The organism is Streptomyces phytophilus (assembly GCF_013870535.1).
GTDB lineage: Bacteria > Actinomycetota > Actinomycetes > Streptomycetales > Streptomycetaceae > Streptomyces > Streptomyces phytophilus.
The window spans coordinates 1-4,706 of record NZ_JACBXC010000414.1; the positions used below are offsets into that span (position 1 = coordinate 1).

The window sequence follows — 4,706 nt, forward strand, 5'->3', positions numbered from 1 at the left end:
GTCCGGCACCACCAACGGCCGCCTCGCCGCCGAGGGCTTCGACCGCCTGGCCGAACGCTGCGGCCCCGGCAGCGGCCTGGCCGCACTCGGCGCCGCCAACGCCGAGCGCCGCGTCGTCTTCTCCGACACCCAGGCCCGCCCCGTGCAGGTCTCCACCAGCTTCGAATGGTCCGGCAAGGAGGCGCACGACCGCCGCTACGCCCCGTTCACCGTCAACACCGAGCACCGCAAGCCCTGGCACACCCTGACCGGACGCCAGCACTTCTACCTCGACCACGAGTGGATCCGCGAGTTCGGCGAGCAACTGCCCGTCTACCGCCCGCCGCTGGACCTCGCCGCACTCGGCGAGCAGCCCCGCGGCGACGGCACCGGACAGCGCTCGGTCACGGTCCGCTACGTCACCCCGCACTCGAAGTGGTCCATCCACTCCGAGTACCAGGAGAACCTGCTCATGCAGACCCTCGCCCGCGGCGGCCCCGTCATCTGGCTCGCCCCCCAGGACGCCGACGCCATCGACGTCGCCGACAACGACTGGATCGAGGCCGTCAACGCCAACGGCGTCGTCGTCGCCCGCGCCGTCGTCTCCCACCGCATGCCGCCCGGCACCGTGTTCATGTACCACGTGCAGGAACGCCTCGTGAACGTCCCCAAGTCCGAGGCCACCGGCCGCCGCGGCGGCGTCCACAACGCCCTGACCCGGCTGCTGATCAAACCCACCCACCTCATCGGCGGCCACGCCCAGCTCTCCTTCGCCCCCAACTACTACGGGCCCACCGGCAACCAGCGCGACGCGGTCACCGTCATCCGCCGCCGCGCCCAGGAGGTGACCTACTGATGCGCGTCATGGCACAGGTCGCGATGGTCATGAACCTCGACAAGTGCATCGGCTGCCACACCTGCTCCGTCACCTGCAAGCAGACGTGGACCAACCGCAGCGGCACCGAGTACATGTGGTTCAACAACGTCGAGACCCGCCCCGGCCAGGGCTACCCGCGCGGCTACCAGGACCAGGAGCGCTGGCGCGGCGGCTGGCGGCTGAAGAACGGCCGCCTCGTCCCGCGCAGCGGCGGCCGCGCCCGCCGCCTCGCCCGGCTCTTCGCCAACCCCGAACTCCCCTCCCTCGCCGACTACTACGAGCCCTGGACGTACGACTACGACAACCTCACCACCGCGCCCCTCGGCGACGACGTGCCCACCGCCCCGCCCCGCTCCCTCGTCGACGGCCGCCCCACCGCCGTCACCTGGGGCCCGAACTGGGACGACGACCTCGGCGGCGGCCCCGAGCACCTGGCCGGCGACCCGATGCTCGCGCGCATGAGCGAGAAGGTGCGGCTGGAGTACGAGCAGGCGTTCATGTTCTACCTGCCGCGGATCTGCGAGCACTGCCTGAACCCCTCGTGCGTCGCCGTCTGCCCCTCCGGTGCGATGTACAAGCGCATCGAGGACGGCATCGTCCTCGTCGACCAGGACCGCTGCCGCGGCTGGCGGATGTGCGTGACCGGCTGCCCGTACAAGAAGGTCTACTTCAACCACCGCACCGGCAAAGCCGAGAAGTGCACGATGTGCTACCCGCGCATCGAAGCCGGTCAGCCCACCGTCTGCTCCGAGACGTGCGTCGGCCGGCTGCGCTACCTCGGCGTCATGCTCTACGACGCCGACAAGGTCGGCGAGGCCGCCGCCACCGAGGACGAGCAGGGCCTCTACGAGGCGCAGCTCGGCTGCTTCCTCGACCCCGACGACCCCGAAGTGGCCCGCGCCGCCGAGGACTCCGGCATCCCGCACGACTGGATCACCGCCGCCCGCCGCTCCCCGGTGCGGGCGCTGATCAGCACGTACCGGATCGCGCTGCCGCTGCACCCGGAGTACCGCACGATGCCGATGGTCTGGTACGTCCCGCCGCTGTCCCCGGTCGTGGACTCGCTGACCGCCACCGGCCACGACGGCGAGGACCCCGCCCGCCTCTTCGCCGCCATCGACGCGCTGCGCATCCCGGCCGCCTACCTCGCCGAGCTGTTCACCGCCGGCGACACCGCACCCGTCGAGGCCGTGCTGTGCCGGCTGGCGGCGATGCGCTCGCACATGCGGCGCGTCAACCTCGGCGAGGAGCGGGACCCGGCCATCGCGGAGGCCGTCGGCATGGACACCGACAGCATCGAGGCGATGTACCGGCTGCTGGCGATCGCCAAGTACGAGGACCGCTACGTCATCCCCACCGGCTACACCACGCAGGACGGCGGCGGCCCCGGAGCCGACCCGTCCGGCCTGTCCGGCTGCAGCCTCGACGGCGACGGCGGCCCCGGCATGTACGACGCCGACGCCTTCCACCGCCCGCTGCCCGACCCCCGGCAGGGACCCGGACCGCACGCCCACCCCGAGCCGGAGCACGCCGGAATGCCGCTGCGCGGCCGCGTCAACCTCCTGGACTGGGACGGCACAAGCCGCCCCGCCGGGCTGTTCCCCCGCCCGAAGGAGCAGCCGTGACGGCCCGCCGGGCGCTGCTCCACCAGGCGTCCTCCCTGCTCCTGCTCCACCCCGGCGACGACTGGCCCGAGCGCTGCCGCCTGGTACGCACCGCACTCGCCGGCGCCCCCGGCCGGCCCGCGGCCCTCCTGCTCCGCTGCTGCGACACCCTCGCCGGCGTACCCGTGCTCACACTCTCCGACCGCTACGTCACCACCTTCGACCGCAGCCGCCGCCGCACCCTGCACCTCACCTACTACACCGACGGCGACACCCGCCGCCGCGGCGGCTCCCTGCTGCGCTGGCAGCGGCTCTACCGCGACCACGGCTGGCAGCCGCCCGCCGACGAACTGCCCGACTTCCTGCCGCTGGCCCTGGAGTTCGCCGCCCGCTGCCCCGGACCCGGACGCCGCGCGCTCCAGGACCACCGCGCCGCCATCAGCGGGTCGACGCCCTTGGCGTGCGGCTCGCGCTCGCGCTGGGCGCCGAGGCGGGCGCGGAGGGACAGCGCCGTCGCCGTGAGGATGGTAGCGATCAGCGCCAGCACCACCGGGGCGGCGACGGGGACGCTCGGCAGCGTACCCACCGAGTTCCACAGCCGGGATCCCGCCCAGGCCAGCACCCCCGCCACCACGAAGATGCCGGCCAACATCCCGACGTGCAGTTGCCTCACCGAACGCGCTCCTCCCAGAACTCCCAGAGATCGTAGCCCCGTAGGGCCCTCAGGACGCGCTCAGTCGGGCAGCCGCAGTTCGAGGTCCGCGCGCTGCCGCACACCCTGCCGGCCGACGTGCGCCAGCAGCTCGGCCACCGGCCCGTGCCCCGGCAGCTCGGCCGCGGGGTCCACGTCGTGCCACGGGACGAGGACGAAGGCGCGCTCGTGCGCGCGGGGGTGCGGGAGCGTCAGGGCGGGGTCGTCGGAGAGGACGCCCTGGTACGCCACGATGTCGACGTCGAGCGTGCGCGGCCCCCACTGCTCGTCCCGTACGCGCGCGAACGCCTCCTCGACGGCGTGCGCCCGCTCCATCAGCGACGCGGGCGGGAGGGTGGTCCGTACGAGCAGGACGGCGTTGAAGAACGTCGGCTGGCTGCCGGCCTCGACGCCCCAGGGCTCGGTCTCGTAGACCGGTGAGACGGCTTTGACGCGGAAGCCGGGGGTGTCTTCGAGGGCGTCGACGCAGCCCTGGAGGGTCTCCAGGCGGTTGCCGAGGTTGCTGCCGATGGACAGCACGGCGCGCTTGGGGTTCTGCAGGGTCGAGTCGGCCGCGTCGACCTGCTCGACCACGGAACGCGGCACTGGCTGCACGGTCGGGTCGCTGCGATTCAATGGTCAACCTCTGCTTCGGGTGATGGTGATGGTCACGTCGTCGAACGGAACGGTGATCGGCGCGTCCGGCTTGTGCACCGTCACCTCCACCTGCTGTACGGGCGCGTGCGTCAGGCACTGCGCGGCGATGCGCTCGGCGAGCGTCTCGATCAGGTCCACCGGCTCGCCCTCGACGATGGCGACGGCCTCTTCGGCTACGACGCCGTAGTGCACGGTGTGCGCCAGGTCGTCGGCGGCGGCGGCCGGGCGGGTGTCGAGGTGGAGGACGAGGTCGACGACGAACGGCTGGCCTTCGGCGCGCTCGTGCGCGAAGACGCCGTGGTGACCGCGGGCCCTGAGGCCGTGCAGCGCGACTCGGTCGGCTTCGGTCATGGCTCGTCTCGCCTCGCCTTCTGCGTCTTGCTGCCCTGCGTCGGTTGCTTGTGCGGTCGGGTCTTCTGCTGCTCGTTTCGGTCGGTGTGCGGTGCCGGCGGGGGTTGCCGAAGTCGAAGCGGCGGTGTTGCGATGCCCGGCCCTGCCCCCGGGCCCTCGATCGAATGTACCTGCGGCCGCTGACACGCCGTACGACCGGGGCTGCTCACGGCCGTGCCGCGGGGGTGCGGCCGCGTCTACGGGGAGGGTCGACGGGACAGCGGTATGGAGGGTGACGGCGGCTCTAACGGTCTATGAACGCGATCCAGGGCTTGGGAGACGGCTGCGGGGCGGTGGAGCGCCTCTCCCGTACGCGAGAGGGGATGGGCGATAGGCGATGCTTGCCCGCACTCCCGCCCCAGGGTAGGCCCCTGCTCTGACAGCTCTTGCCCTACGGACACGGCCGCGCGCCCCTACGCCGGGTCCACGCCCCTACGCCCCCGGCCCTCCAGCGCCGACGCGACCCGTACCGCATCCGCCGTCGGCCGTACCTCGTGCACCCGCACCG

4 protein-coding genes and 2 pseudogenes are annotated in these 4,706 nt (G+C 72.7%); 3 read left to right on the forward strand and 3 right to left on the reverse strand.

What is annotated here, in order from left to right; genetic code table 11:
• From H5J30_RS18135 to narJ, 3 genes and pseudogenes are all read left to right on the forward strand, one after another.
• On the forward strand, positions 1–835 hold an 835-nt coding region (locus H5J30_RS18135; protein WP_309505562.1), incomplete at its 5' end, for a molybdopterin dinucleotide binding domain-containing protein.
• Positions 835–2,481 carry a nitrate reductase subunit beta gene (gene narH / locus H5J30_RS18140; RefSeq protein WP_181788463.1) on the forward strand — a complete coding sequence of 549 codons (1,647 nt, stop codon included), beginning with the start codon at positions 835–837 and terminating at the stop codon, positions 2,479–2,481. The genes H5J30_RS18135 and narH, both read left to right, overlap by 1 nt.
• Positions 2,478–2,840, forward strand: a pseudogene (gene narJ, locus H5J30_RS18145) (nitrate reductase molybdenum cofactor assembly chaperone); the annotation flags it as partial. The gene narH and the pseudogene narJ, both read left to right, overlap by 4 nt.
• Before the next feature lie 47 nt (positions 2,841–2,887).
• Here the strand turns inward: narJ and H5J30_RS18150 are convergent.
• From H5J30_RS18150 to folB, 3 genes and pseudogenes are all read right to left on the reverse strand, one after another.
• Positions 2,888–3,112, reverse strand: a pseudogene (locus tag H5J30_RS18150) (DUF3180 family protein); the annotation flags it as partial.
• Between the two features lie 81 nt (positions 3,113–3,193).
• Complete coding sequence (gene folK / locus H5J30_RS18155; RefSeq protein ID WP_181788464.1) at positions 3,194–3,787, reverse strand: 2-amino-4-hydroxy-6-hydroxymethyldihydropteridine diphosphokinase; 594 nt, start codon at positions 3,785–3,787, stop codon at positions 3,194–3,196.
• Between the two features lie 3 nt (positions 3,788–3,790).
• Positions 3,791–4,159, reverse strand: coding sequence for a dihydroneopterin aldolase (gene folB, locus H5J30_RS18160; RefSeq protein ID WP_181788465.1), 369 nt, complete (start codon positions 4,157–4,159; stop codon positions 3,791–3,793).
• Positions 4,160–4,706 lie beyond the last annotated feature (547 nt).

Bases quoted from the DNA above. Each gene is read 5' to 3' on its own strand.
- narH (WP_181788463.1), top strand. From the start codon at position 835: ATGCGCGTCATGGCACAGGTCGCGATGGTCATGAACCTCGACAAGTGC.
- folB (WP_181788465.1), bottom strand. From the start codon at position 4,159: ATGACCGAAGCCGACCGAGTCGCGCTGCACGGCCTCAGGGCCCGCGGT.